General features: G+C 41.9%; 19 protein-coding genes. 10 read left to right on the top strand and 9 right to left on the bottom strand.

What is annotated here, in order from left to right; all coding sequences use genetic code 11:
* From ED312_RS06565 to ED312_RS06545, 5 genes are all read left to right on the top strand, one after another.
* Positions 1-447 (top strand): RNA polymerase sigma factor (locus ED312_RS06565; protein ID WP_148044226.1); only part of this gene is annotated, 447 nt, incomplete at its 5' end.
* A 170-nt stretch (positions 448-617) separates the two neighbouring features.
* The gene (locus tag ED312_RS06560; protein ID WP_123215213.1) at positions 618-1,877 is read left to right on the top strand and encodes a FecR family protein; all 1,260 of its coding nucleotides are present in this window, start codon (positions 618-620) and stop codon (positions 1,875-1,877) included.
* Positions 1,878-1,974: 97 nt separating this feature from the next.
* Positions 1,975-5,277, top strand: coding sequence for a SusC/RagA family TonB-linked outer membrane protein (locus ED312_RS06555; RefSeq protein WP_240643043.1), 3,303 nt, complete (start codon positions 1,975-1,977; stop codon positions 5,275-5,277).
* 12 nt (positions 5,278-5,289) lie between these two features.
* Positions 5,290-6,669, top strand: coding sequence for a RagB/SusD family nutrient uptake outer membrane protein (locus ED312_RS06550; RefSeq protein ID WP_240643042.1), 1,380 nt, complete (start codon positions 5,290-5,292; stop codon positions 6,667-6,669).
* 39 nt (positions 6,670-6,708) lie between these two features.
* Positions 6,709-9,321, top strand: coding sequence for a S9 family peptidase (locus tag ED312_RS06545; protein ID WP_123215212.1), 2,613 nt, complete (start codon positions 6,709-6,711; stop codon positions 9,319-9,321).
* A gap of 64 nt (positions 9,322-9,385) precedes the next feature.
* On the opposite strand, the gene ED312_RS06540 is transcribed toward ED312_RS06545, so the two are convergent.
* The 4 genes from ED312_RS06540 to ED312_RS06525 form a co-directional block, all read right to left on the bottom strand.
* Entirely contained in the window at positions 9,386-9,655 is a 270-nt protein-coding gene (locus ED312_RS06540) for a DUF6520 family protein (protein WP_123215211.1), read from the bottom strand.
* A gap of 128 nt (positions 9,656-9,783) precedes the next feature.
* Entirely contained in the window at positions 9,784-10,050 is a 267-nt protein-coding gene (locus tag ED312_RS06535) for a DUF6520 family protein (protein WP_123215210.1), read from the bottom strand.
* Positions 10,047-11,552, bottom strand: coding sequence for a MauE/DoxX family redox-associated membrane protein (locus ED312_RS24095; protein ID WP_206363212.1), 1,506 nt, complete (start codon positions 11,550-11,552; stop codon positions 10,047-10,049). The genes ED312_RS06535 and ED312_RS24095 overlap by 4 nt, the downstream gene beginning before the upstream one ends.
* Before the next feature lie 344 nt (positions 11,553-11,896).
* Positions 11,897-12,448, bottom strand: coding sequence for a GNAT family N-acetyltransferase (locus ED312_RS06525; protein ID WP_123215209.1), 552 nt, complete (start codon positions 12,446-12,448; stop codon positions 11,897-11,899).
* A gap of 455 nt (positions 12,449-12,903) precedes the next feature.
* On the opposite strand from ED312_RS06525, the gene ED312_RS06520 reads away from it, so the two are divergent.
* The 5 genes from ED312_RS06520 to ED312_RS06500 are packed head-to-tail and all read left to right on the top strand — an operon-like array spanning position 12,904 to position 17,927.
* Complete coding sequence (locus tag ED312_RS06520) at positions 12,904-14,304, top strand: hypothetical protein (protein WP_123215208.1); 1,401 nt, start codon at positions 12,904-12,906, stop codon at positions 14,302-14,304.
* Positions 14,305-15,345 (top strand): hypothetical protein, encoded by a 1,041-nt coding sequence (locus ED312_RS06515; RefSeq protein ID WP_123215207.1) that lies wholly within the window; start codon positions 14,305-14,307, stop codon positions 15,343-15,345.
* 4 nt (positions 15,346-15,349) lie between these two features.
* Positions 15,350-16,447, top strand: a complete 1,098-nt coding sequence (locus tag ED312_RS06510; protein ID WP_123215206.1) for an RHS repeat-associated core domain-containing protein — start codon at positions 15,350-15,352, stop codon at positions 16,445-16,447.
* Positions 16,448-17,089, top strand: a complete 642-nt coding sequence (locus ED312_RS06505) for a hypothetical protein (protein ID WP_123215205.1) — start codon at positions 16,448-16,450, stop codon at positions 17,087-17,089. It abuts the gene before it with no gap.
* A 19-nt stretch (positions 17,090-17,108) separates the two neighbouring features.
* Positions 17,109-17,927, top strand: coding sequence for a hypothetical protein (locus ED312_RS06500; protein WP_123215204.1), 819 nt, complete (start codon positions 17,109-17,111; stop codon positions 17,925-17,927).
* A gap of 428 nt (positions 17,928-18,355) precedes the next feature.
* Here ED312_RS06500 and ED312_RS06490 read toward each other — a convergent pair whose 3' ends face one another.
* The 5 genes from ED312_RS06490 to ED312_RS06465 all read right to left on the bottom strand — a co-directional run bounded on the left by ED312_RS06490 (position 18,356) and on the right by ED312_RS06465 (position 25,851).
* Positions 18,356-21,316, bottom strand: coding sequence for a DNA polymerase III subunit alpha (locus ED312_RS06490; protein ID WP_123215202.1), 2,961 nt, complete (start codon positions 21,314-21,316; stop codon positions 18,356-18,358).
* On the bottom strand, positions 21,316-22,530 hold the full coding sequence (dinB, locus tag ED312_RS06485; protein ID WP_123215201.1) for a DNA polymerase IV: 1,215 nt from the start codon (positions 22,528-22,530) through the stop codon (positions 21,316-21,318). Before dinB ends, ED312_RS06490 begins: the two co-directional genes overlap by 1 nt.
* 249 nt (positions 22,531-22,779) lie before the next feature.
* Entirely contained in the window at positions 22,780-24,219 is a 1,440-nt protein-coding gene (locus ED312_RS06475) for a type IV secretory system conjugative DNA transfer family protein (protein WP_123215199.1), read from the bottom strand.
* A complete protein-coding gene (gene mobB, locus ED312_RS06470) occupies positions 24,216-25,250 on the bottom strand; it encodes a MobB family relaxase (RefSeq protein ID WP_123215198.1) in 1,035 nt (344 codons plus the stop codon). The genes ED312_RS06475 and mobB overlap by 4 nt, the downstream gene beginning before the upstream one ends.
* Positions 25,219-25,851: a BfmA/BtgA family mobilization protein gene (locus ED312_RS06465; RefSeq protein ID WP_240643041.1), complete on the bottom strand. Its 633-nt coding sequence runs from the start codon at positions 25,849-25,851 to the stop codon at positions 25,219-25,221. Before ED312_RS06465 ends, mobB begins: the two co-directional genes overlap by 32 nt.
* Positions 25,852-26,446 lie beyond the last annotated feature (595 nt).

The raw sequence follows: 26,446 nt of genomic DNA, 5'->3' as shown, positions 1-26,446 counted from the left end.
GCAAAAGATTGCATCCAGGAATTTTTTATAAAATTATGGCAGATAAAGGAGCGGCTGGGGGATGTTTATGCCCTAGGACCTTACCTGTTTAAATCGTTTCGCCGGTATATTCTTAATGAGGCGTCCAAACAAAGGAGGGTAACCTCAGTATCTTCCGATTCCGTATTTGATAAAGATGCCACCCCTTCCACGGAATATTCCCTTATCGAAAAGGAGAAGTTCAACAGCCAGCAAAAAGCCCTAAAAGCTGCCCTTGAAAAATTGAGCGAAAGGGAAAGGGAGATCATCTATCTGAAATTTTACGGCCATCTGGAATACGATGAGATCGCCGAGGTACTGAACATCCAAAAGAAATCGGTGTACAATTTTACCACACGTGCTTTGAAGCATCTTCGCTATAATTTAAGGGACCTGTACTTATTAATTACTTTTCTTTTTTTAGCTTAATATACCTTCTGAATCTTCCAATCCTACCTGAAGTAATTTATTCTACCAGGGGAAGGGCTACGCCACTATATAAAATTTAACATTTATTTAAGAGTAATATGTAAGGTTTAACCCTCTTGTTTATAAAGGTTATTCCTATTTAATATTAAAAAAACGAGCTTTTTAAAAATATGAAATACAGTGATTACGAAATAGATGACTTTGTGAGTGACAGCTATTTCCAGAAATGGGTACTGAATACTGATACGATGACCTCCAATTTTTGGGACAACTGGGTGGAGCGGAATCCGGATAAAGCGGCAGATATTGAAAAAGCCAAGCGGATGGTAAAATTGCTGGCATACGAAGAGCATCCCCTCTCCAAAGAGGACTTTGATGATATGTGGCAAAATATTATTGATGGGCGACAGACTTTTGAAAAAGGAATGGTGGAAGAGCGCAGGAACCTGAATAAGCAAGGAAAAGAGAGGGTTCCCTTGTGGAAAATGGAGAACAAGTATTTCAAAATAGCGGCGGTCTTTATAGGTATTATAGCCCTTTGCTATGGGATGTTCCTCTCTGGCATTTTGGGTACGGGTAACCGTGAGATGCAAACCGTACCTCAAATTACCCTGGAGCTGGAAGACGGTACCATCAGGATTATGGACGAAAATGCCACAGGTGCCATCACCGCCGCCAATGGAAAAAATGTGGGGCTGCAACAGCAAAACACACTCCTGTACAACCAGGACAATAGGCAAGGGGATATGGGCGAGCTGATATATAACAAACTTACCGTACCCTACGGAAAGACTTTCGAATTGGTGCTGTCGGACGGATCGCATATAGTACTCAACGCCGGCAGTAAACTCCGTTACCCGGTACGGTTTGTCAAAGGCAGGCCTCGTAACGTATTCCTTGATGGGGAAGCTTTTTTTGAGGTGGCAAAAGACGACCGGCACCCCTTTACGGTAGTTACGGACGATATGAACACACAGGTTTATGGTACCGAGTTTAATGTGTCCAGCTATAAAAATGACCACAACACCTTTACCGTACTGGCGGAGGGGAGTGTTGGGGTATATCCTCCCAATAGCCCAGCAAAGGAAAATCCCGTTAAAATTGTTCCCGGGCAACGGGCTATTTTTGAGAAGGGAAAAATAGCAGTGGAAGCGGTGGACATCCTTAAATACACCGCCTGGACAAAGGGAGAGCTGTATTTCCTCAATGACCGTTTTGATATTATCCTGCGGAAACTGGAACGCAATTTTAATGTAAAAATAGAGAACCGTTATCCCGAGCTGAACGACAAAAAGTTTACCGGAACCTTTACCACAGAAGCCTTGGAGGATATTTTAAAGATTTTCCGTATGCACACCGCTTTTGATTATCAAAAGGGAGACAACAATCACATAATCCTAAATAAACCAACCAAAAACCAAAAAGTATGAAGAGATAAAAAGAGACAAAAAAATCAGAGGGTGCTGTAACACCCTCCGACAATTAAAGATTAAAGTCAATAGTAGAAACTTAAATCCATTCAAAAGTATGAAAAAATATAAATATGCCTTATGGTATTGGCATGCTCTTGCCCTTAAACCCGGTCTAAAAATGAAACTCACGGTACTCCTGTTTTTTATTGTCCTTTTTCAGATCAAAGCAGGCCCGGGCTATGCCCAAAACGAAAAGATTACCCTTCACCTGCAATCAGCCACGGCCCTGGATGTCATCCGGGAGATAGAGGCAACAACCGAGTATAAATTCTTCTACAGCAAGGAAGAGCTGGACGCTTCCCGTAAAAGGGACGTCCGGGTCACCGATGAGGAGCTAAGGACAGTTCTGCAAAAGGTATTTACCGATAGTGGTATGGACTTCCGGATTATGGACAAACAAATCGTTCTCACCCGTAAAAAGCCCAACACCGGGCAATTGGATAACACTATAAACAGACTACCGCAACAAGGTGTGAGTGGGATGGTAAGTGACATTTCGGGCCCCATTCCAGGTGTCACAGTTTTGGTCAAGGGAACACGAAACGGTACCATAACCGATACTGACGGGGAGTACGTTATTTCCGTAAGCCCCCCGGACACCCTACAGTTTTCCTATATCGGCTATAAAACACAGGAGGTACCTGTTCTTGGCCGTAACCGTATAGATATAACTTTGGAGGCGGATATAACGGATCTGGAGGTGGTGACCATTAATACCGGTTATTATACCACAACGGAGAAGGAGCGTACCGGGAGTATATCGAGCATTTCATCTGAGGATATTGAGAAACAACCTATCAATAATGCGCTGGAAGCGATGCAGGGACGGATGCCGGGGGTGGATATTGTACAGAGCTCCGGTGTACCCGGCGGGGGTTTTGAAGTCCGTATCCGTGGGCAGAATAGCATTATGGCAGGTAATGAACCGCTCTATATTATTGACGGGGTGCCCTATGAGTCTGCACCTTTAAGTTCATATTATACATCTGGACCCATTATTCCAGATGCTAATATAAGTCCCTTAAATGCCATTAGCCCAGAAGCAATTGCATCTATAGAAGTACTAAAGGATGCCGATGCCACGGCCATTTATGGTTCCCGGGGTTCCAATGGGGTGATATTGATTACCACTAAAAAAGGAAAGCAGGGAAAGACCAGATTTACTATAAACAGCAGTACAGGTATCGCGCATATTGCTAATAAAATGGACCTCCTCAATACAGAGCAATATCTGGAGATGCGCCGGGAGGCGTTCGCCAATGACGGCATAACAGATTATCCTGCCAACGCCTATGATGTGAACGGTACCTGGGACCAAAATCGATATACCGATTGGCAGGAAGAACTTATCGGTAAAACTGCCTTTTTCCGCAAGTTGCAATCCTCCATTTCAGGAGGAAACCAACAGACCCAGTTTTTGGTTTCAGGAGTACTACAGGAAGAAACCACCGTATTTCCCGATAGATTCAAATACGACCGCCTTGCCATTAATATAAACCTTAACCATAAAGACAAGGGGGAAAAGTTTGGTCTGGTCTTTTCTACGGGCTATACCTTGGAAAAAAATAATCTCCCCGATGGGGATTATATTTCGGAAGCGCTGAGCCTTGCTCCCAATGCCCCGGCATTATACGATGAAAAGGGAAACCTAAACTGGGAAAACAGTACGTGGGGCAATCCCTTGGCCCGCTTGGATGCCAAATATTCCCAGGATACCAAAAGTTTAATTTCCAATATGGTGCTATCTTATAAGTTTTTAAAAAGCCTTGAGGGCAAGGTCAATGCTGGTTATGGGTTTACCAAGTTAGCTGATAACTTGATAACGCCACATACCATATACAATCCTGCTTTTGGATTGGACAGTGGCTCCTCAACCTTGACCACCAACGAGGGGAACAGGTTCTATTATATCGTCGAACCGCAATTGCACTGGGAACAGCAATTTAAAAACGGTCGGTTAAGTATGCTGATAGGTACCACCTTCCAACAGCAGGTTTTTGACCGTACCGAGTTTATAGGGTTTGGGTTTGCCAACAATAGCCTTATCTATAACCTGGGAGCTGCCAATACTTTGATAGTATTGGGGGAAGATAAAACCACATACAGGTATCACTCCTTGTTTGCCCGGGTAAATTATTCCTATAAGGATAAGCTCTTTTTAAACCTTACGGGCAGACGAGATGGTTCCAGCAGGTTTGGGCCGGATAACCGTTACGGTAATTTTGGTGCAGTGGGGGCCGCCTGGTTATTCTCCGAAGATTTAGGGTTGCCCTGGCTTAACTATGGGAAATTAAGAGGGAGTTATGGGTTAACGGGTAACGATCAAATTGGGGACTACCAATACCTGCAAACCTATACCATCGGCGACTATCCGTATGACGGAAATATCGGACTGGATCCTGCACGCTTGTACAACCCCAATTTTAAATGGGAAGAAAATGTTAAAAAAGAAGCGGCTTTGGAGCTGGGCATATTTGACCAAAAATTATCCTTTTCCCTTGCTTATTACAATAATCGGTCCTCCAATCAACTCATTAGTTATGCCTTGCCGGGCACTACAGGATTTCCCTCTATCCTTACCAATTTGGATGCACTGGTAGAAAACTCCGGGTGGGAATTTGAGTTAGGGGGAGACATAGTGCGTAATGAACATTTTAAATGGAATACCTCGGTAAACCTCACCTTGCCAAAGAACAGGTTACTGGAATTTCCGGGACTGGAAGAATCCACCTATGCCAACAAGTATGTGATCGGGGAGCCTTTGTCGATTGCCAAATTATACAAATTAAATGGGGTTAATCCGGAAACGGGGTTGTTTGAATTCGAGGACTTTAACGGAGACGGACTGATTACCAATCCCGAAGATCGCCAGTATATAGCTGACTTAAGCCCAAAGTTCTTTGGAGGACTCAGCAATACAGTGAATTATAAAAACTGGTCGTTCGATGTTTTTTTTCAGTTTACCAAAAAGAACGGATATAATCAATATCGACATAGTACAGTTCCCGGATATCTATTCAACAAACCTGTCTCGGTGATGGATCGCTGGCAGCAACCGGGGGATGAGGCCGCTATACAGCGTTTTACTTCAGGTGCGGATAGTGGGGCGGTTAAAGCCTATTCCCAGTTTACGCAAAGTTCGGGTATTATCTCCGATGCCTCTTTTGTCCGATTAAAATCTTTGGAACTGGCCTATTCGCTCTCTCTGGGAAGGAAAGGCATCGATCAGTGCCGTATAGCTTTACAGGGGCAAAATCTGTTCACCATTACCAAGTTTAAAGGAATAGACCCGGAACAGACCACAACATCTATTCCTATTTTAAGAAGGGTTAATCTCGGAGTTCAAGTTAAATTTTAAAAGCAAATAATTATGAAATCTATATATATAAAACGACTGTCACTGTTATTCATCTGCTGCTGTTTGTGTGCTTGTGATGATTATCTTGAAGTGGACGCTCCATTCGGGCAACTTCCGCACGAGGAGGTATTTAAAGATGAAGCTACGGCTACTTCTGCCGTAACCACTTTGTATGCCAAATTGAGAGATGAAGTATTGATCTGTGGCGGACAAACGGGTGTAGGCTTTTTAATGGGGCTGTATGCAGATGAACTGGATTACTATGCCTTGGCCCAACCTGCTGAGACCTTTTATCGCCATCAAGTCATAGCCTCAGATATTACCGTGAATAATCTATGGAATAGCGCCTACAATATGGTCTATATGAGCAATTCGGTACTTGAAGGGTTGGAGAACTCGCAAAGCCTGGCTGAAGAAACAAAGAACCAGTTAAAAGGGGAAGCGCTTTTTGTCAGGGCTTTGGTTCATTTCTATTTGGTCAATTTGTTTGGGGATGTTCCCTATATCACTATTACCAATTATAGGGAAAATGATAAAGTAACAAGAACGCCGGAGATAGAAGTATATGAAAACATCGTCGAAGACCTTACCAAAGCCAAAAGCTTGATAAGTAACACTTATATTACTGGGGAGCGTACCCGTCCGAACAAATGGGTGGTATCGGCATTGTTGGCAAGGGTGTATCTTTATTTGGAACAATGGCAGGATGCGGAGATTGAAAGCTCACAGGTTATCAATACTACCACATTATATGATTTACAGGTATCCATAGATGAAGTGTTCTTAAAAGAGAGCCCATCCGCAATATGGCAGCTAAAGCCCAAAAATGAAGGGGACAATACCGCAGAAGGGACTTTATTTTTTCTTTCTTCCGGCCCACCGCAAATATCCGCCTTAAACCCTGCCCTGGTTCAGGAAATGGAAGATGGGGATTTAAGAAAGCAACATTGGATTAGTGAAGTGACAGATGGTAACACAACCTGGTACTTTCCATATAAGTACAGGCAAAACCAGAATACCGGTACCAGCCTGGAATATTCCATTGTATTCCGATTGGCGGAACAGTACCTGATCCGGGCAGAGGCCAGAGCCCGACAGGGTAACGTTCCCGGGGCACAACAGGATATCAATGTTATGCGTGAACGTGCAGGATTATCAGATATTACCGCTTCTTCAACCGAAGAACTGATCCAGGTTATCCTCAAAGAAAGAAGATTTGAGTTGTTTACGGAGCACGGCCACCGGTGGTTTGACCTGCGTAGGTCAGGACTGGCCGGCCAGGTACTGGCACCCGTTAAACCGGGATGGACACCAACGGATATTCTACTTCCCATACCGGAAGCAGAACTATTGATGAACCCTAATCTACAGCCGCAAAACCAAGGATATTGAAAAAGAACTAATAACAAAAATGAACTAAAAAGAAGATAAATGAACAAAAGCATATATACATCATATCCAAAATTCTTTTTGCCTACCTTACTGATAATTCTATTATTTTTTACTGACCCTTTGGCAACCCAAAATGGCGCAAAGAAAATCTATACCCCTGACCTGGACTCTTTATGGAGCGATAATACTTACATTAAAAAGCTGTCACCTAATGGTGATTGGGTCACCTATGTTGAGGTATTTAACAATAAAGAAAATTTGCTAACCTTAAAGAACACTTCAAATTCTATATCCCATACTTTTAAGGATTGCAATATTGCCGATTTTTCCCTAAATAGTAAATGGTTTGGTGGTATTTCCGGCGACAGGGAGTTAATCCTTGTTGACCTGGTGAACCATACCAAGGAAGTGTACCCCGATATATTATCCCGATTATTTCATTTTTCGAAATCCGGTAATTATGTAGCTGCTTATCAGAAGGGCGATGGCACCCCAGATATACTCTTAATAGTAAACTTAAACACCAAGGATGTTGTGACCATTTCCGGGGTAACAGAGTATCAATGGCATCCTGTTAATGACCAGTTATTGTTGGTCAAGGAACAGGAAGGGCAAAAAAAGGTAATGAGGTATGAAGCCAAGAACGGTAAATCCATTGATTTAATAGAGAACAGGGAAAATGATTATCGTTTCTTAAAATGGAGCGACTCGGGCAATGCTGTTTTTGTGGATCAGCAGAAAGATACCAATACCCTGCATTATGTCGGCCCGGATGGTAGTTTACTCTCGTTAGATGATACGACCATCGCTACACTTGGTGGTGGATACCGGTTAAGTGACCGGGAAGCCTATATCTCTGGAGATGGAGAAAAAGTCCTTTTTTACAGGCAGGTAATTAGCGAAAAACAAGAGGCTATGAATCCAACTATGGAAGTATGGAATACCGATGACCCCTGGATTTATCCCCGGAAGAAATTTTATGAAGAGCGGGAACTACAATATGTACTGACCGCCTGGTATCCCGGCACGGGGCTATTAGTGCCGATTGAAACAGAAAAGTTTCCTTCGGCAGCGTTGAATATCAATCACGACTATGCCCTTGTTTATAACCAACTGGACTATGAACCTCTATATAAGTATTATCCCAATGCTGACTTATATCTAAAAGATATGCAAACGGGCAAGACCCGGCTGGTATGTAAAAACCAATATACCGAAGGGAAATTTGTAACTATTTCTCCTAAAGGTAGATATGTGGTCTATTTTAAAAACCACCAATGGTGGGCCTATGACACCCAGAAGAATCAGGCTGTCAACCTTACGAGTGATATAAAGGTAGATTTTCATAATATGGATATTGAGTTTGCCGGAGACCTTTACCCTTACGGGAATGCAGGTTGGTTGGGTGAAGATGACTATATCGTCCTTTATGACCAGTTTGATATCTGGTTAATCCGCCCGGACGGGAAGGAAAAAAGAAGGATCACCCGGGGTAGGGAGCAGAATATCAGTTACCGGGTTAGCCGGGAAGTTAGTCGGAATGATTTTTACCAACTAACCATTAACCAAAATTTTGCTTCGGGATCTTTGGACATATCTCAGGGAGTTTTGTTGAAAATGTTTGACCTAGGTACTTATAAGACCGGTTATGCCTTGTGGCAAAATGATAATTCCGTTAAAACGATTACCCTACAGGATCTTAGACTGGATAAAGTATTGGCTTCACCGGGTAATGACATCCTAGTATATCGGAAGCAAAAGTTTGATACGCCCATTGGTATCTATAGTTATGATCGGACTACAATGCAGGAACATTTGATATACCAGTCGAATAAAGAATTACTGGATTATGACCTGGGTAAAGCAGCATGGATCGGATATACCTCACCGGAAGGGAAACCCCTCAAAGGAGTTTTGGTGTACCCGGCCGGATATGATCCGAATAAAAAATATCCTATGATATCACATATTTATGAAAGGGAGTCTAAAAATATATTAAGATTTGCGCCACCTTCAGATTATTCTATGTCTGGTTTTAATTTATTGAAATACATCACCAACGGGTATTTTGTTTTTTATCCGGATTTCACCTATACTATGGGAGACCCCGGTATCTCTGCTTTAGAGTGTTTAACCACAGGGGTGGAAAAAGCACTTCAAACTGGACGGATTGATGAAGGCCGGCTGGGGTTGATCGGCCATTCCTTTGGGGGCTATGAAACGGCTTTTATTGTAACGCAGACAGATATGTTTTCTGCGGCAGTAGCGGGAGCAGCCGCTACAGACCTGATAAATTGGTACCACGATGTTTCCTGGCATTTCAAAATGCCTCAGCTATGGCGTATAGAAAATTGGCAATGGCGAATGGGAACTTCTTTTTATAATAATAAAGAGGGTTATTACAGAAACTCTGCCCTACAACATATTGAAAATGTAAATACCCCATTGATGCTTTGGACCGGGAAATTGGATACCAATGTTAATTGGAACCAAAGCGTAAATATGTTTATGGCCTTAAAGCGACTCAATAAAAAGTCAAAAATGCTTCTTTTTGAAAAAGAAGGGCACGTTATTTCACAAAGAGAGCATCAAATGATATTGTCACGTGAGATATTTAATTGGATGGAAAGGTATGTCAAGGGTAATAGCTAGAGTAAATCAATTTCCTGAATTACACATAATTCAGGAAATTGATTGTTAAAAAGTTAAACTTAGATTATTCCGGCCATTCAAATAGTTTTATTGAACAAGCTGTACCGTTTTTAAATCTGTAAACTTGTTTTCCATCGTGCATACATTCAAAAGACCCGGTAGGGGCACAATCTCTTGGTGCAGGGATGCAATCACTAAGATCAGGAGAATAAACAAATCCTGTAATAAAGGCATCTTCCTCCAGGGAAGTGTTGTTCTGGGTGGCAAAGGCAAACACGATTGCCATCATAAATACTGCCAGGGGCAGTCCGAATTTTAAAACTTTTGTTTTCATTGTATTAAATTTTATTGGATTAGCGGCCTACTATTTTATACAGGCGTTCGGCCTTCTACCTGATACTGCGCAGTATGTGTTTACTTAAAGCCGGGGTTAAAATACCTCGGCTTTAACTTTTGAAATTATTAGGGACATTCAAATAGATTTACAAGGCACATTGTATCATTCTTAAATCGGTACACATTTTTATCATTGTATGTACATACTATTGTTCCTGCAAGACAACAATCCTTTGGAGCATTGATACAGTCAGAGCTATCATTATTGTATGTAAAACCTAATACCAGAGCTTCTTCATTTATAGATGTCCTGTTCTGTGTGGCAAAAGCAGTGGCAATAGCCAGTGTAAATACCAGTAAAGGCAATCCCGTTTTTAAAATTGTTGTTTTCATTGTTTCTCATTTTTTGGATTAAAATATTTTGGTTTTAGTTTATATAACCACAGCCTATCATCTACAAGGGCAACCAAAAACTCCTTATAAACCCTAAACTCCCGTAATTTTTTACCGGGTTGGTGGTATAAATAAAAACTGAAAGCATAGCTGTTGTCGGTAATGTCATATACGTCTATGATAGAGGCAGATACCAAGGGTTTCTCGCTGTCATATTTTCCCAACCTGTCACTATGGATATATAAGTAATCACCATAGGTACTGGCCTGGCGGTTGACCATTACGGATTTTCCACGTTTATATACATCTTTTGTTTCGTAGTAGGTCACATCTATTTGGGGGGTATTAATGGTATCGATGGTTTTCCCCGTGAAAACTTTAGACAATAAGCCATCAATTACCTCATAGCGGTTACGGTAATAATAAGGGTAGATAAACTGCCGGTGCTCGTTGTTCCATAGCAACATACCATCGGTATCAAAACGGCCGTCCAGTACATTTTTCAGGATGCCGGTGTTCAGCAATACCGTGTCCCGGCCCTGGGCTTTATGCAACAGGGCAAGGGCCTTTGTTCCGGTTTTACTGCTCACGATTGTAAAACCAGTGCGGGTACTGTCCGCAACCACAAAGGAGGTAAAATATGCCTCATCATACGAGTAGGTTGTGGCATTCCAGTCCTCTACCTTGCCTCTGAAAATTACGGGTACTGTACCGTCACCAACATAGAAATAGGGAGGGTGTACGGCTATCCTGACCCTTTTAAAGAGCATTTCGGTACTGTCTATAGTTACGGGATGGTCCTGGCTATCCTTCAAGTTATGGGCTACTGATTTTATTAAAAAAGGTGCGGTCACATTGCCCAAGTAAATACTCTGGTCATCCATCCCGGCAATATAATAGGAGTTGTACCCCAGATCGTACTCCCCTAATTTTTCAATGGGGTGTGGCATATACCGCCTTATAAATGCGTTGTTCCGTTTCATTTCCTTTTCTGAGGTCAGGAACATCAAGGTAACCACAGCAATCCCCAACACAGTTAGTACGGAGAGAACAAAAAATATCTTTTTCGGTGGTACACCGATGTTTTGTGCCAAAAGGAAAATGGCAAAGCCGGCAAGGAGTATAAAGACAATATTAAAGATGAGGTGTTCCGTCCATCCAAGTTTTTCCAATACCCCGCCACACGAACAGGGCGTAAAACTGCTAAAATTCAGTATGATGAAAATGTAAGTGGTAAACATCACCATCAAAGTGAAAAAGGCATAGAACCCCCATAACCTAAAGCGCTTCGTACATAGCAGGGCGGCAATAATAATCTCCGAAACCGGCACCATTAGGGAAGTGATCCCGGCATAGGCACTCAACAAGGGAGATTGCGCCAACTGGTTTTGAAACGTATTAAAATCAAGAAGTTTGCTCACTGCCGCATATACAAAGAGCATCGCAAAGATTAAGGAAAGGCTATAAACAATAGTTTTTTGGTGTTTGGAAAGCCATTTCATTGGGGGTAGCTTTTGTGGTCAATGAGGGTTGGTAACAATAACATCGGGAAGAAGGCATCCCGCACAGGGGTCGTTTGGATAAAACAAGTGAGACTAAATTAGAAGATTGTTTTGGAACAATTGTTACCAAAATTCGGGATTAAATATCCAAAATTCGGGTATTTTAAGGAAGGGCTGTTAGGATTTGCCAAAACCTTTAAAATTTGAAACAAAATGTGGGTTTTGGGTCGGGAATTTTATGAAGTGTGTATGAAGGGTGGGGAAGGAGTGATGTAGAAAGAAGGTCGTATTTTATTAGTGTAAACAGGCAAAATAGATTTTAATTGCGTTATATGTTGTTGTGCTTAATATTGATTAAATTCTGTTCTTGTAAGTCTAAACTGTATAAGACTCTGATATACACCATTCTTTTTGGTATGTTCCTTTAGCTCACCTTCCTTTATCATTCTGTTTTTAATCATAACTTTCCCGGATGCCGAATTTTCCACTAGGTGAGTGGCAAGTATTTTATTTAATTTTAACCCATTAAATCCATACGCCAAGACAGCTTTTACAGCTTCAGTTGCAAAACCATTATTCCAAAACTTTTCGGCAATCCAATATCCCATTTCAGCACGGTCAAACTTAGGTTCTATCTTAAGCCCAATTCCTCCAATAAATTCATTTGTTGGCTTGATTCTAATGCCAAAGGTAAATTGTGTTCCATTTTCAAATCCTTTATTGGAATTCCTAACCCAAAATTTTGCATCTTCTTTGGTATACGGATGTGGGATATTAAGAGTATTTTCCGCTATTTTCTTATTTCCTGCATATTTAACGATTACGGAAATATCCGCTTCTTTAATTTTACCTAAGATTAGCCTTTCTGTTTCCAATCTTGGAAATACTTTATTCATTTTTTTTCAAATTAAGCGCAACTTGTTATGTCACCACTAAAATACACTTTTTAACTTTTGTCATCCTGGGATAACAATATTTTTTGAGGCTTGTGGAATCATTTCATAGAGGTGTATTAATCCGCCACTTTACTGTAGGGTTGACACAAAATGTGGGTTTTGGGTCGGGATTTCTGGTAATGGGAAAGGAAGGGAAAAAATAACGTAGTATTTACATACCGAAAACTATTTTTTTACTTCGAAAAATAGCACATAATGTTAAATTCATAAAATAATGTTAAGTTTGTGTGTAAAATACTTCCTGTGCTGTATAAAAAATATTTATAAATAACATATTTCACTTTGCTTATCTATTGATTTGGTGTAATGAAAGAATAGTATGTAGGGTTGAAAGCATTATTTAGCGGATCCATTGAATTTTCAGGAAAACCCAGCACGTTAATTGTTTAAGGAAAATGGCCTATGCTGTCAACGTAGAAATTAAGAATCCACGGATGGGAAAAAATACAAAACGACTATTTCCAACTTTGATTTTCGGAATGATGTGTATGCTGACATTTGGGCAAGTGCAAATGCCAAAAACACCAACACCTACCAATTTCCAAATAGCCACACCTACGCAGGACATCACTCCGAACGTTGTTCCAAATCCTTTGGGCAATCCCTACTATGATGGACAAGACCGCATCCGACGGCAGAATGAACAAATAATTGCAGAAGTGGAACGTAACGAGCAATTGCTAGCGCAACAGCAAAAGCAACTCAATGATGATATTGCGGAATTCAACAACAACCATATCAATTATTCCCTGCCAAGTTACGGCAACATTGAAGGCACAAAATATTATCGGGAAGTCTTTGAAAAGCTAAACCGGACCGACCCAAACAAATTTTCCGTAAAGGACCTAAACTTTCAGATAGAAAACGCATTCTACGAAAACCAACGGGACAAAGCGGAATTCGATAGGATTATCAAAAACATTGGCGAGTTCATAACCGCCAAAATGCAGGAACTCAATTACGGCCCGAACAGCAATTCCGCTAAAAACTTTATGCTCTTCCAATTCTTTTCGGACACTCTCAAACTGAAAAATGGAACGGAGCACCTACCTTTCAAATATGATTTCGAGGACTATATGGGCATTAAGGATTATTCCAAAATGTTTGTTACAAAACTCTTGGCAACACAAACAGGACAATGCCATTCAATGCCATTGCTCTATTTGATATTGGCAGAGGAAATAAACGCAGAGGCGTATTTGGCGTATTCGCCAAACCACTCATATATCCGTTTTCCCGCCGACAGCGGAAAATGGTACGATATTGAGCTTACAAACGGAATGTTCTCGACCCCTTCCTATGTACTGCAATCAGGCTTTATCAAATCCGAGGCATTACAGCACAAAATCTATATGCATAGTCTTTCCAACAGACAATTGCTTTCGCAATTTTATACGGATCTGGCAGGTGGGTATATCGCTAAATATGGTTACGATGAGTTTTCGGCCACAGTAATCGGAAAAGCATTAGAGCTTTATCCAAATAGCATCATCGCAAATCTGACCAAGGCAAATATAGATGCAAATCGATTACAGTATGTTATTCAACAACTCGATATCGACCCAAGTATACCAGAAGAACGTGACAAAATCCGTAGTCACCCACAAGCGGTCGAGGTACTGAGGGAGGCCGATTGCCAATATAATAAAATAGATAATCTCGGTTATACCTTTATGCCTGATGAGGCCTATCAAAATTGGCTTCAATCAATGAAAGAACAAAAAAGCAAACAGGACAATCAAACCATCAAGGAACAGTTAAAAGGTTTTATGGACAAAAAACAGCTCAAAAACTAAATGAAAAAATACCTTATATACTGCATCCTCTTTTTTTCCTGTTTTTGTACCACCGCACAAAAACAGGAAAAACTATTCGAGCAAAGCTACGCTTTACTTGATAGTATGCTTGAAGATAAAACCGCTTTCAATTTTAAAAAAGCCGTTTTTTCAACTGAAAATGCCTACCTAAATGGCAAATTGGACACCAGGGCACTGAACAAAAACATTGCCTTTTATACAAATTTGGCCAAATCCATTGTAGCAAGCAAGACGTTGGTCTATGGTGAAAAGGACAGGGAAACCGTAAACAAATGGTTTTCCATTTTTCAGGTGATGTGCGATACGGTTCCTTTTTATCTTAAAGAGAGACAATATATCTCAAAGCCTTTCGGCTATGATTTTACGGACGTTTTCGGGCATCAATCGAAAGAAAGCCTGTTTGTTTCCAAACTTCTCACGAACCATAAGGGCAACTGCCGTTCACTGCCCTATTTATATAAAATCCTCGCCGAAGAATTGGGAGTTGATGCGAATTTGGCCCTCGCACCAAATCACGTTTATATAAAACATAAAAGCGAAAGGCACGGATGGTACAATACGGAACTGACAAGCGGGATCTTCCCCATTGATGCCTGGATAATGGCCTCGGGCTTTGTCCACGTTGATGCCATTACCAACGGAGTGTATATGAAAGCATTGGACAACAAGGAATCAATCGCACTGCTTTTAGTGGATTTGGCAAATAACTACAACGCCATTTATCCCGAAAATGACGGAACATTTGTACTGAAATGTGCCGAAACTGCCATAAAGGCCTATCCCCATTTTGGGACCGCATTGATATTGCGGGCGGAGACTCACAAAAAACAGATTGAGGAAGAAAAGGACAACCAAGTGGCGAGCAAGCGTTTTACACTATTGGAAAAGGAATACCAGCACATCCACGAAATCGGTTACCGCAATATGCCCGAACAAATGTACCTCAATTGGTTGGTTTCCCTAAAGACCGAAAGGAATAAATACGAAAACAAAAATTTAAATACCATTAACAAAAAGTAAGATTATGAAGCACATCTACCTTTTGATCCTCTGCCTTTTCACGTTTGGCATCTTGTCCGCTCAGGAAGAAAACCTCTCAAAAGAAGAAAAGGAACGCCGCGAAAAAAATATCCAGGCGGGAAATCCGTTTGCAAAGTTTGGCTACAAGGCCAAGGTCGCCACATTGAGCAAGGGCAAATATTTGGAGGTCCACGATTTGGATAGCATCGTAACAATCGGAACGGTACGTTGGAACGTGAATCAAAACAAAATTGTTGGCAATGTTGTACAGGACACCACGGATATGTACGCCCAGCCCATTGGCGACACCGCAGGTCGTTGGATGTCGCCCGACCCTTTGAGTGATGAGTTTCCAGAATGGTCGCCTTATACTGCAATGAATGATAATCCTATAAATTATATAGACCCAACGGGTATGGCTGCGGAATGGGTGCCAACTCTTAATGAAGATGGTTCGGCTTCTTATATTGCTGAAAAAGGTGATAGCGCAAACACACTATCTTCTCAATATGGGATAAGTCAAGATAAAGCAGAGGCTATAACTGGTACAACAGGAGATACACAAATAGCAGAAGGCACTGAAGTTAGCGGTCAAACAGTTAAAAACGTTACTGGTAGTGAGGTTTTAAAACTAGATTTAAACTCCAAAGAAGGACAAAGCTCTCAAAGACGATTTGATCAATTTTTATTTGCCCGAGATCATTCAAGTTCGCAAGGCGCATTTGCTTTTTTATCAACTGATTATTACTCCAACACTCAATATAAAGATATGATTTCAGGAAGAGCTTCAATGAATATTGATGGTAAAAATATTGGTGTACTTTACAACATACCTCTATATCGTTCAGCGACCCTTGATGGTTCAAGTCGAGCAACCGCTTTATCTAATGCACCTTTAAATGTAAAACATACCAGCGGCACGAGTTTTTCAAATCAAGCAAATATTATGTTGCCAATGTATCATCCAAATACAGGAAATGATGCAGGAGAAAGATATTCTATATTTACTAGCGGAAATAACACGAATAGTGTGTACACTAGATTGGAAAAGACCTTTCCTTTTTATAATTATATAAATACCTCAAAGAAAACTAAAAATTAAATGATGCGACTATTTAGCTATATTTTCACTTTTCTTTCCGTATTAGTATTTACGGATTGTAGTTGTCAGAACAACAAAGTTGAATCTGCCCTTAAAGAATGTGTAAATCAAAAGGTCAATAAAAATATTCAAGCGGCCTATGGAAAAGAACCTTTCGACTTTTACGATTTTATTCTAAAATTTGAAAAAGAATTAATTTCAAATAATTTGTTGAAGAATAGGACAAAAGATGACTATTATAATTTACTATTGAGCATTATTGATGATTCAAGCGATTCCAAATATTCTAAAATATACACCCAACAAAACAACCTTATGGATGACTATGGTTTTAGTGCTTTTTCTACAGAAGCCATATTTACGCAATGCCCTTATCATATTTCCGAATCAAGTAAAGACACAGAAGGAAAAATAATATACGCAGAAGGGAATGTGTTAAATAAATTAATGGCACAAGGTTTTGACGACAAAGAACTTTTAAAAGAATTAATTAATACGTTGGACGAAGAAAGTTTTAAAAAAGAAGTTTACAGAGCACCTATCATTCTTTTGGTAATGATAAATATTGACACTAAATATAATCCCGATTTACAAAAGCTAAAAGAGCGTCAAAAAGGAAAGAAATTTTTGAACAAAAATTAATAGCTGTTTGAAAATAATAATGAAAGCTAAATTTATTGTATTAATCTCCATAGTGTTATTAATTGTTTCCTGTAACGAGAAAAAGCACGTTATTGCGGATATACAATTAAACCGCAATCTTGAAATTATTTACGCAATTGAAAATTTTTATTATTACAATCAAAAATTACCTGCTTCAACTAAGGCATTAAGAGATTTCTATGAAGAAAATATTGATTCATTATTTATAAATAACTTCGAGCCGAAAAAGAAACTTATATATGTTCCTGTATTCGATGACTCCCTTTCAAACCCAATTGCATATTATATTGTCAGCACAAATAATAACATTAACAAAATAAAAATAGATGGGGAAGAAGCCTTCCTTAAAACATTAATTACTGTCTGTGAATATAATAAAGGTGACGATGGAGACATTCTATTATATTACGAAAACCCCTATCTTGTTTCCAGTGGTCGTGCAGCATTTTCTTTAGAAAAAGCATTATATCCCCATTGGAAAAATAGAGTTTTTTTCAATGTTATATTCGATATAGATTCAACGGCGGTTTTTAAAAAGGAAAATCTCGATTTTACAGTTCAAAAAGATACAATTACCATTAACGGAACATTTTTCAATAAAAAAGTGAAAAATAAGGTTTTAAGTAAATTACAGAATAACAAAAAAGTAGAATTACAGGGATTTAAAACAAAAAATATTAATGGAAAAGAGTTTGTTTTAAAAGATGTGGTATTAAAAATAAAAAGAGATTCTATTTTTGGCAAGTACTTTAACGAGGTCGGCGAATTGGAAAATTATAAACACATAAGGGTGTGTGATTCACTTACGGTTCAATAACAAATGTGTTTTCTATGGAAATACTCCTTATCAAATATATTTCCCAAGTACAGGGGTAAACTTACCAAAATGGGGAAGTTGACCGTTTTACCCAAAAAGATAATAGTCATATACGTTTAAGAAAATTATGGTTTCAGATGTCCCTGCCGGATAAGCAACACAAAAAGATGTACCATAGTTTGCGCTCCATAGGCCTTTTTTAATTTTTGAAGCTCTTTCTCGATTATACTCAAGCTATTTGGGGTAATCTCCCTTTTCTTTAAATACTGGGCAACCTCCGGTTGTGTATACCCGTGGGCCATTTTCTTTATGATGATTTTCTGCAACCTGTTCATACCACAAAAGTATAATATTTTGGTGTAGTTTACGGGATACTGTATTCTGGAGACTATTGAAATGGTTATTTACAAATTAAAATTTCCATAAACTCACTCCGCAAACCTCGGATCCTGGATATAGGCTTCCTTTCGTATTTTCAGCGCTTCCAACGACAGATAGCCAAACTCCTCTACCACTTTGGCATAGATACGATAAACTCCCTTCCCTCGGAAAGCATATTTTTGGGCAACCTGCGGAAAAAGTACCGCATCAAATACCTCCCCCTCCTGATCGAGAAAAGTCGCAAAAAACATCTGGTCCCCTTTGACCGTCCGGGAGCGTTTGACGGTTACCAGATAGCCGTAAATATCCACATATCGATGTAGCCGAGAAGAAAAATCCCTGGCCACCCGGCTGTTTTCCACCGGATTCAACAATAATAAAAAAGGAGGGCAGAGGCAAAAACCGAGGAGTTCTATCTGGTCAAAGGCGGCTTCCAAAGCGGTGGTTCGCAAGGTGGGGATGGTATACGAACTTTTATGTCCCGCAAAAAGCCGTTGCTGGGCTTCCAGCCGTTGGAGATGCCCTAAAGTAAAATGGGCTTTCCATAGCAATTCGTATTTATCCACCCCTGTAAACCGAAAAGCACCGATACGGATTAGAATGGAAAGCTGTTCTATCGAAATGGCTACCCGGTCCATAAAGTCATCAAGGGAAGCAAATACACCACCAATTTCCCGTTCCCTTAGTATACGTTCTCCTGCCCGGTCTTCCAGGTCCTTTAAATAACCTAGGCCCAGATAAAGGTCTTTCCCATAGATAACATTATCCATACGGCTCCTGTTGGCACAGGGCAAATGGATATTCGCACCCAGCATCCGGGTTTCGTGGAGGTAGATCTCCGGACCATAGAACCCGCCGCCGTTGTTCAACACGGCAACCATATATTCGAGGGGGAAGTAGGTTTTTAGATATAAACTCTGGTAACTCTCTACCGCATAAGATGCCGAATGGCCTTTTGCAAACGCATAGCCGGCAAAGCTCTCTATCTGTTTCCAGACTTCAAGGGTCACTTTATCCTCATATCCCTTTTTCTGGCAGTTTGCGATAAACTTTTCCTCAACAGCCTGAAATTCGGCACGAGACCTGAATTTCCCACTCATACCTCGCCGAAGCACATCGGCTTCTGCAAGGCTAAGCCCGGCAAAATGGTGGGCAACCTTTATCACATCTTCCTGATAGACCATAACCCCGTAAGTATCCGGCATAATTTCAAGAAGGACAGGGTGTGCCTGTTTGATCCGGGAGGGATCACGGTGCCGGAGGATATATTCCCGCATCATCCCGCTTTGGGCCACTCCGGGACGGATCACGGAACTGGCTGCCACCAGTCCGAGATAGTTATCCACTTCCAGTTTTTTCATCAGCATCCTCATAGCCGGGGATTCGATATAGAAACACCCCATACACGCCGCTGTCCTCAATAACGCATTTATCTTTTTATCTCTTTTTAACCTCGGAATATCGTGAATGTCCCATAATTCTTTTTCCGGTTGGTTATACCGGATAATATCCAGGGTTTCCCTTATTTTGGCCAATCCCCGCTGGGCCAGGATATCAAATTTATACAGCCCCACATCCTCGGCAATGTGCATATCAAATTGTACGGTAGGGAAGCCCTTTGGAGGTAAAAAGGTGGCTGAAAAATGTTGTAACGGCCTTTCGGCAATCACTATACCCGAAGCGTGTACACTCACATAGTTGGGAAAGCCATCAATCAAACTACCGTACCTCAAAACCAACTGTGACGGCTTATCCAATTCTTCTATATTAAAACCGCCTTCACTTAACCTGTCTATATCTTCTTTTGGTAGTCCAAACACTTTTCCCAATTCCCGGACCACGCCCTTGTAATTAAAGGTTACATAAGTACCCATAAGGGCAACGTGCGGGAAACGTTCAAAAATATAGCGGGTCATATCTTCCCGATCACGCCAGGAAAAATCGATATCAAAATCGGGTGGGGAACTACGGAAAAGGTTGAGAAAGCGTTCAAAGTACAAATCCAGTTCCAGGGGATCCACATCTGTAATCCCCAGGAGATAGGCCACGATGCTATTGGCCCCGCTTCCCCGTCCAACGTGAAAATAGCCGCGGGACCTGGCATAGGTTACAATATCCCAATTGATCAGAAAATAGGAAATAAAATTCATTTGGCGAATCAGGCCCAACTCCTTTTCCATACGTTCCAAAGCTAGAGAGGAGTCTCCCGGATAGCGATAGGAAAGGTTCGCCAGGCACAATTCGCGTATTTTTTTATAGTCATCGTCCCTATTTCCCAAATAGGTCTGTTGGTTTTGACTTTCGGCATTCGGGGCAAAGTCAAAATGGATATCACATCCATCGAGTAATTGCCGGGTATTCTCCACGATAAAATCAAAGTCCCTGAAAGCTGCGCACAACTCATTAAGGGGAAACATTTTTTCCTGTTCCGAAGCCACTTCTTCCGGCGAAAGCTTGCTGAGCAGGGTATTGTTGTCAATAGCACGCAATAGGCGATGGGCATTGAAATCCCGCTTGTCCCGAAAAGTTACCGGTTGCATTACTACCAGTTTATCCCGGTATTTCAGGTAACCTGAGAATGGTAACCTTCGCAAATCGGCTATTGAAATCCCTATGTATTCATGTTCCTGAAGATCCTTTAGCCCCAGGAGCAATACCTTTTCAAAGGGATATACAAAACAGGCATCCGGCAATTGCGGGGCCCTTTCCTGAAAATTCCTTTTATGATGTAAATGTTCAGACAGTAAATCATTCAGGTTCTTATACCCCTGGTTATTCCTTGCTATGCCCACATACTGTTGTTCCGCCCCATTTCGAAAGTCAATTCCCAGGAGGGGCCGAACACCAAATCCAGGGGCTTTCCGGACGAAATTCAGGCAGGCGGATGTATTGTTAATGTCGGTCAATACGAATGACCCAATCCCATTTTCCTGGGCCAAACGAAGCAAATCCAGTTCGGAAAACGTGCCAAAGCGCAGGCTGTAATATGTGTGACAGTTGAGGTACATTATTGTTTTCTGTGCGCTAAAATGATTGGCGGATCGCCATTAAAGGGATTGGTCATTCTCCCTATGGTGTTTACCCCCATGGAAGCCGCACGAATCACACTGCGGTCCCCGTACCGTTCACGTATCTTGTCCAAGGCCTGGTACAGCCGGATGGACTCTTCCGTGTCCTCAAAAAGGTTGATCTGGTAGTTTCCATGCACCAAGTGGCTGAACCTTACCCCGATCAGGCGGACAAGCAATCTTCGATTGTAAAGTTGGCTGAATAGTTCCTGGATTTTGGGAATAAGAATATGATCCGCACTGGTATAGGGGATTTTCAGTTGTTTGGAATAAGTCTGAAAATCGGAATACCGAAGTTTCACGCTAATGCAAGCGGTGAGTTTCTCGCCCCTTCGGAGTTGAAAGGCGAGATTTTCCGTCATGGCGGTAAGGATGGAGCGTAGTCGGTGAACATCTATGGTATCCCGGTCAAAGGTGCGCTCCGTTGAGATGGATTTACGTTCCGAAAAAGGAATAACGGGGGTGTGGTCCACGCCGTTGGCACGGTTCCAGATGGTGAGTCCGTTCTTTCCCAGGACGGTGTAAATCATATCCCGGGGCATTTCCTGTAGGGTCTTCACCTGTTTGATCCCGAGGTTGCGAAGGGTCAGGTTGGTTTTCTCTCCTATCATGGGAAGTTTCCTGATGGATAAAGGAGCCAAGAAGGATTTCTCCAGGCCGAGATCAATTTTTAGTTGGTTGTTGGGTTTGGCCTCACCCGTGGCTACCTTGGAGACCACCTTGTTTTCCGAAAGGCCAAAAGATATGGGCAGGCCTGTTTCGTTCAATATTTTCTTGCGGAGTTCGGAAGCATATTTATACGTACCAAAAAAACGGTCCATCCCTGAGAGGTCGGCATAAAACTCATCGATCGAAGCTTTCTCAAAAAGCGGTACCCCTTCTTTAATGATCCCGGTAACTACCTCCGAATGCTTCGTATAGGTTCCGGCATTTCCACGTATCACCGTAGCTTCCGGGCAAAGGTTGCGGGCCATTTTCATGGGCATTCCGCTGTGAACGCCGAAGGCACGCGCCTCATAACTGCACGCGGCCACCACGCCCCGGTCGCTGATCCCGCCCACGAGTATAGGTTTGTTCCTAAGCCGACTGTCCAGCAATCGCTCGACCGAGACAAAAAAGGTGTCCAGGTCCAAATGTAAAATCGTGCGCTCCATATTCGGGAATTTATGCAAAATTATGGACAAATTCCAATATTATGGAAATATTCCAGTTAAAAAGCATGTAAGTATCGATAAAAAAATATTTAAAATAGGACCAGCTAATTTACTGGGAGTCCATTACATCAAAACCGCTATATACAATGCCCTTTATCGGTATCAAAATAAAGTTTTGTGTACAAAATCTAAAGTAGTAGGGTAGTAGTGGCCATTTCGGGCAACAATCTACTTAGACCATAAAGACCACTATTTAAAAATCATCTGAGCTTCCCTATGGACCTGTTCAAAATTGATCAACAAGTCAGTCTCTGAATAGTGAAACTTTTTTTCGGGAAATTCCCTTTGTAAACGGGGAATAGCAAACCGAACTTTCTTGTCCCTTCCATCAGCAAAGGCAATGAACTCCCCTTGTTTCAACCGGAAGAATGTATCGGATCTTCTTTTCGAGACTTCTTTTTCCCCTTTGGTTACCCGGCTTTCAAAACTCAGCCCACTGCTTTTACTGATGCTTCTTGTGGGGGTTTTGATAATTTCAAAGAAGCGTTCGTAGTATTTGGCCGTGTCCGGATCGTTTACCTTTCCGAAAAACTGGTAGGATAGGTTGCTCAAAATTGCCCTGCTCGCTTTGTCCCCGTATAATAAATCATTCTGTACCTTGTCCTGCATTACATAGACCGTACAAATGTCATAGCTTCTCAGAGTTGATGGCACCCGGTGCATATTGGGCAGTCTCAGGGTCGGTGCTTCCTCCATCAAAAGAAAGGATGATTTTCTGCCCCGTACACTCATTTGCTTGATGATGGTATGTATCACCATCGCAATGACAGGCGAATAAGCGGAATCATATTTCGGGTTATTGACCAGGGAAATTACGGCCGGGTTTTCCGGGCTATTGATGTCCAGGGGAACTTCGTCCTTGGACAGTACATAGAACAATTTTCTGGAACTTATCTTTTTAAGCGCATTGGCCAGGGTACTTTTTACCCCTGCCGTCTGCTTTTCAGATTCGATGCCATTGATAAAGGCACTGGCCATACTTCGGGAAGTCAGGTCCGATTTCAAAAAGGCCACCAGTTTTTTGGTACTTACCGATTGGAACAGGGCGATGATATGGGGGAGGGTACAGTAAGCAGGATAGGCCGTTTTCAATTTCCATACCATCCCGCTCAACAATCCCTCAACGGCATCCGAGAAAAATTTGTTGCTCCCGGTATTTTCCGATAGGTTCTGTTCCAATAGGTTTTCCATCAGCACCCGGGATACCTCGTTGACGCTTTCCTCATTGGGCAGGTATCTGGGGGCAATGGGGTTGACCCGGCAATGGATATCGTCAAAGGCAATGGTATAGAACCGGACCTTTTTCTCCCTGAACAGGGGGTAGGCGATCTCGGTAAGCTCAAAGTCCTTGTAGTCATGGATCACCCCACAAAAGCCATGCTTGCTAAAATGTTGTAGAAAATTATAGACCACGCTTTCCGTTTTTCCGCTTCCCGCCGAACCAATGACCGAAGCGCCCCTGCGTATGTTATCGATCCTGAACCTACCGTTCCTTAATGTAAAGCGGACCTTGTATCTTTTATCCGTCCGCCCGTTCTTTTCCCCACCCAGCAATCCATAGAGTACCGTGCCCACAAATAATATGGGAACGACAATATAAAGGATGATATGTACCGGTTGCATGTTCATACCCCAATGGAACCTGATTCAATGGCCTTGCCGATACCTTTTTTCAGTGCATTGATGGCCTTGATGGTGAGCTGGATCTTATTTGTCGGGATGCTCAATAAAGCCGTATTGACACCAGATTTTTGCAATAATCGAAAGGCGACCGCCCTTTCGTTTGTCGGGAGTTTTGTTATCGTGGAAAAATACAGCTTGGGGTCATTCAAAAAGGTTTTTCTGGCTTTATAGCTCTCCACATAGTTCCGTTTATAACCGAACATCCCATCAAAGGTCTTTTCCGCATTTTTGATAAAAGTGTCCCTGTCAAACCCACGTTTCACCATTTTCCCGTTCATCTCTACCTCGGAGGCCTTGTACTTGCTCCCGGGGGAAAGGCTGTACCGGTTGGAGGCATCCTTACGGCTCATGATGATATGGATATGGCTCTGTGGTCCCGGTTTGTACATTCCCCGGACAATCCGTTTCCCGTTAAGTTGGTGCGGTGCTTCTTTTTCCAACCGTTGGATTTCCCTTTGCAGTTTTTTGATGTTCCCTATACTTTCCCCGCGTTCAACACTTCGGATTTCCTGTTTTAACTGTAGGATCTTGGTCGCATAGGGCTGGTTTTCCATAATCTGTCTGTCGTTTCCCTTAAAGGTGCGCTGCCGTTCCACCTTGGCATAGTACTTAATATCATCCACGGTCACGGGCCTGCCATCAATTTCCCTGTTAAAAGCCTTGGCATAGTCCTTCATGGCCTCCCGGGTGTAGTGTTTCAGGGCCTCGGGGGAATCCTGTACGGCCTTCAGTTCCCTCGCACTTGGATTTAGGGTTATGGAATAAAACTTGGGCTCTTTCTTTTTGAGTTTGGCCGTGTTCCCGTCTATTTCCTTGATAACCTCTTCTGCTGAAATTTCATCTTTGTGTTGGTCAAAGAAATGCTCCACTTCCTCTATAGACTTTCCCTCGTTTTCTTTTTCCAGATAGTCCACAAAATCAGCGGCACTCTGGGCATAGTTGCCCTCAACTTTCTGGGCGGTGATGGTGATGTACATCTTGTAATTCTTTTTTAAGGTTTTCAAATTCGTCCCTGTCCATATCCAGTTTATAATGCCCCTTGCCAAAGGTTCCCTTTACATAGGTCAGTTGCCCCAATAGCCCCTGTACCCGGTCTTTATAGCTATGGAGCTGTTGTTGCATTTCTTCATATCGATTCCGGTAATATTCCAGTTCGGTGTCCCGGGAAAGATCCTCTGGTGTCCCGAAATCAAAATCTTCTTCCTTTTCTTCCTCACCCTCCACTTGGGATATTTCCTGGAAGAGGGTATCGAGCATGGCCTTGGTGGGCAGGGTCTGGTGCTTTTCAATATTTTTGAGGATGGCGATCACGGCATTGATACGTTTGTTGGTCCGGTTGTTCTTGATGCCCAGGTCATCGTTCGGGGAAAGGTCGTTCCATTCAAAAAAGTTCATAATGGCCTCCAGGGTCCGGGTATGGGAATCCGAGACCAGGCGGGAAAATGTCCGAAAGCGCATGGCCACTTCCTTTTTGATACTGATGGCCGAAAATTGATATTTTTGATAGGCATCTTCCATTTTTACTGTAAAAATTTCCCTGTTTATTGGCGGTCTGGCGGTATTTACTGTAAAAGCCACTGATTGTCAGTTTATTACGCACTATTAAATAATTGATTATCAGTTGTTTAAAACTTAAAAAATGACCGTAACACCGCAACGCGTGTTACCCTCTTGCTCTTCGATTTTGTCCCGCAGGGACAAAAATGTATCGCACGACCTGTCTTAAAAAGCCGGTCGCCCTTGTTCTGTATGCCATTGGATTGTACGGGCTTTGGGAAAGTCAGATCAAAATCGGATGCCGTACAAAATGTGCTTCAATGTAACCCTATAAATATATCGACAATATTGCCCACATGAAAACGTGCGTTGTTGCCTAATGTACTGGTTTGGCAGCAAATGGTATGGAACTGCCGTTTGGGGGATTTCGGAACGTCAGATACTCCCGAAATGAAAAAAAAAGACTCTTTTTCAAGAGCCTTTTTTAGGTGCGGTCCCAAATGTCAAGATTCGGACATTGACTGTTCCCTGGTATATTCATACCGGAATATCCAGAGGTTGACCACCAGGGAGAAGGTTTTGTCCACCGTGGTATCCGGTACTTTTTTGATGACACCTTCCTTGGGGTGTTTCTTGGCCGGGATTTCCAGCGACTTTTTAACTGTTGCTTTCATAA

Origin of the sequence: Sinomicrobium pectinilyticum, from assembly GCF_003725735.1 — a bacterium.
Lineage (GTDB): Bacteria > Bacteroidota > Bacteroidia > Flavobacteriales > Flavobacteriaceae > Sinomicrobium > Sinomicrobium pectinilyticum.
This window is presented reverse-complemented; position numbering and strand designations above follow the sequence as displayed.

Bases quoted from the DNA above. Each gene is read 5' to 3' on its own strand.
- ED312_RS06555 (WP_240643043.1), top strand. From the start codon at position 1,975: ATGAAAAAATATAAATATGCCTTATGGTATTGGCATGCTCTTGCCCTT.
- ED312_RS06545 (WP_123215212.1), top strand. From the start codon at position 6,709: ATGAACAAAAGCATATATACATCATATCCAAAATTCTTTTTGCCTACC.
- ED312_RS06535 (WP_123215210.1), bottom strand. From the start codon at position 10,050: ATGAAAACAACAATTTTAAAAACGGGATTGCCTTTACTGGTATTTACA.
- ED312_RS06475 (WP_123215199.1), bottom strand. From the start codon at position 24,219: ATGAACATGCAACCGGTACATATCATCCTTTATATTGTCGTTCCCATA.
- ED312_RS06540 (WP_123215211.1), bottom strand. From the start codon at position 9,655: ATGAAAACAAAAGTTTTAAAATTCGGACTGCCCCTGGCAGTATTTATG.
- ED312_RS06490 (WP_123215202.1), bottom strand. From the start codon at position 21,316: ATGTACCTCAACTGTCACACATATTACAGCCTGCGCTTTGGCACGTTT.
- ED312_RS24095 (WP_206363212.1), bottom strand. From the start codon at position 11,552: ATGAAATGGCTTTCCAAACACCAAAAAACTATTGTTTATAGCCTTTCC.
- ED312_RS06500 (WP_123215204.1), top strand. From the start codon at position 17,109: ATGAAAGCTAAATTTATTGTATTAATCTCCATAGTGTTATTAATTGTT.
- dinB (WP_123215201.1), bottom strand. From the start codon at position 22,530: ATGGAGCGCACGATTTTACATTTGGACCTGGACACCTTTTTTGTCTCG.
- ED312_RS06505 (WP_123215205.1), top strand. From the start codon at position 16,448: ATGATGCGACTATTTAGCTATATTTTCACTTTTCTTTCCGTATTAGTA.
- ED312_RS06560 (WP_123215213.1), top strand. From the start codon at position 618: ATGAAATACAGTGATTACGAAATAGATGACTTTGTGAGTGACAGCTAT.
- ED312_RS06510 (WP_123215206.1), top strand. From the start codon at position 15,350: ATGAAGCACATCTACCTTTTGATCCTCTGCCTTTTCACGTTTGGCATC.
- ED312_RS06525 (WP_123215209.1), bottom strand. From the start codon at position 12,448: ATGAATAAAGTATTTCCAAGATTGGAAACAGAAAGGCTAATCTTAGGT.
- ED312_RS06515 (WP_123215207.1), top strand. From the start codon at position 14,305: ATGAAAAAATACCTTATATACTGCATCCTCTTTTTTTCCTGTTTTTGT.
- ED312_RS06520 (WP_123215208.1), top strand. From the start codon at position 12,904: ATGGCCTATGCTGTCAACGTAGAAATTAAGAATCCACGGATGGGAAAA.
- ED312_RS06550 (WP_240643042.1), top strand. From the start codon at position 5,290: ATGAAATCTATATATATAAAACGACTGTCACTGTTATTCATCTGCTGC.
- mobB (WP_123215198.1), bottom strand. From the start codon at position 25,250: ATGTACATCACCATCACCGCCCAGAAAGTTGAGGGCAACTATGCCCAG.